This window comes from Halorubrum sp. Atlit-26R (assembly GCF_003666015.1).
GTDB lineage: Archaea > Halobacteriota > Halobacteria > Halobacteriales > Haloferacaceae > Halorubrum.
Map to the genome: position 1 here is coordinate 1 of NZ_QPLT01000081.1, position 1,144 is coordinate 1,144.

General features: G+C 58.7%; 2 protein-coding genes and 1 pseudogene. All 3 read left to right on the forward strand.

The features are described 5' to 3' along the window. The first annotated feature begins 65 nt into the window (after positions 1-65). Positions 66-409: pseudogene (locus DVK07_RS23835) on the forward strand (DUF6516 family protein). A gap of 24 nt (positions 410-433) precedes the next feature. Next, positions 434-883 (forward strand): hypothetical protein, encoded by a 450-nt coding sequence (locus tag DVK07_RS19380; RefSeq protein ID WP_233565530.1) that lies wholly within the window; start codon positions 434-436, stop codon positions 881-883. A gap of 38 nt (positions 884-921) precedes the next feature. Further along, positions 922-1,131 carry a hypothetical protein gene (locus DVK07_RS22440; protein WP_147441238.1) on the forward strand — a complete coding sequence of 70 codons (210 nt, stop codon included), beginning with the start codon at positions 922-924 and terminating at the stop codon, positions 1,129-1,131. Positions 1,132-1,144: the final 13 nt, after the last annotated feature.

Sequence of the window (1,144 nt, forward strand, 5' to 3'; positions counted from 1 at the left end):
GACGACTGCTATTGTTCCCCAGACCAATAGACTTATTTTATTGGCCTGTGTACCAATAGCCGAGGATGGCCTCATTGACCGGCGACGACCTCGATGGAGTGAGCGAGGGGCGAAAGTACCCCGACGGGACTATAGTCCGCGTGTTCTGCATGCGGACAGATCGTGACGTGACGCGTACCCGTCTGGGTGGGCCTAAAAGCTCCACTACGGCGCGACGGAGTCCGACCCGCCCCGCACGCTTGACGATGGGACGATTCGTCGGTACGACAACTCGCACGAGGACACCAAAGGGCACGAACTGCACGTCGCACCGGACCCCAACCCAGACATCATCAAGTTCCCCGGAATGGTCGAACTCTGGGAACGGTTCTGGAGCGAGATCCCAAAATCCGAGTTTGAGGTCAAGTGAGGCCATCACACCACGGTGATACCCATGAACGATACCACGCCGCCGTTGCACCCGATGGAGCGCGAACAGCTTCGGGCCGAATCAACCCTCGTCGTGACCGTGAAGTCGTCTAGTGAGTTCCACGACGACGTCACCGACGGAATCGAGGCGCTCGAACGGGGCGACGCGGTGGATTCCACACCGACGCTCTCGTTCACCAGTTACGACGATCTTATGGAGACGCTGACGCCGCGCGTCCTCGATCTCATCGAAGCCATCTGCCGGGAAGAGCCAGCCAGCATCAACGAAACTGCACGGGTCGTTGACCGGGACGTGAAGAACGTCCATGAGGAACTCAGCCGCCTCGCCCAGTTGGGCATCATCTTCTTCGAGGAAGACGGCCAGAGTAAGCGCCCGGTCGTCTGGTTCGACGAACTCTTGATCAACCTCCCGTTCGATCCAGAGGCTGGCGACACGGCGGCTGCCGCGCCGTAAACACGGCGCTTTTCAAATTCGGTTGAAAGGTAGTAGATATGACCAACGGCGACGATGAAAAGCTCCCTATCGCTGACCGATCCGACTTCGGAATTGACGTTATTGAGGCGGTAGTTGGCGATGGCGGGCGGTCTCCGACCGACGAGGAGATACGTGACCTCGGTGTTAATCCTGAAGCTCCCCTCAACCGGTGGCAAGACAAGGCAACTACCGTTCAAACACGGTCGCGCCACCTTTCCCCGCTGTGACTTTTAGCTACTG

Excerpts from the sequence above, each read along its gene's own strand:
- DVK07_RS19380 (WP_233565530.1), top strand. The coding sequence starts at position 434 with ATGAACGATACCACGCCGCCGTTGCACCCGATGGAGCGCGAACAGCTT.
- DVK07_RS22440 (WP_147441238.1), top strand. The coding sequence starts at position 922 with ATGACCAACGGCGACGATGAAAAGCTCCCTATCGCTGACCGATCCGAC.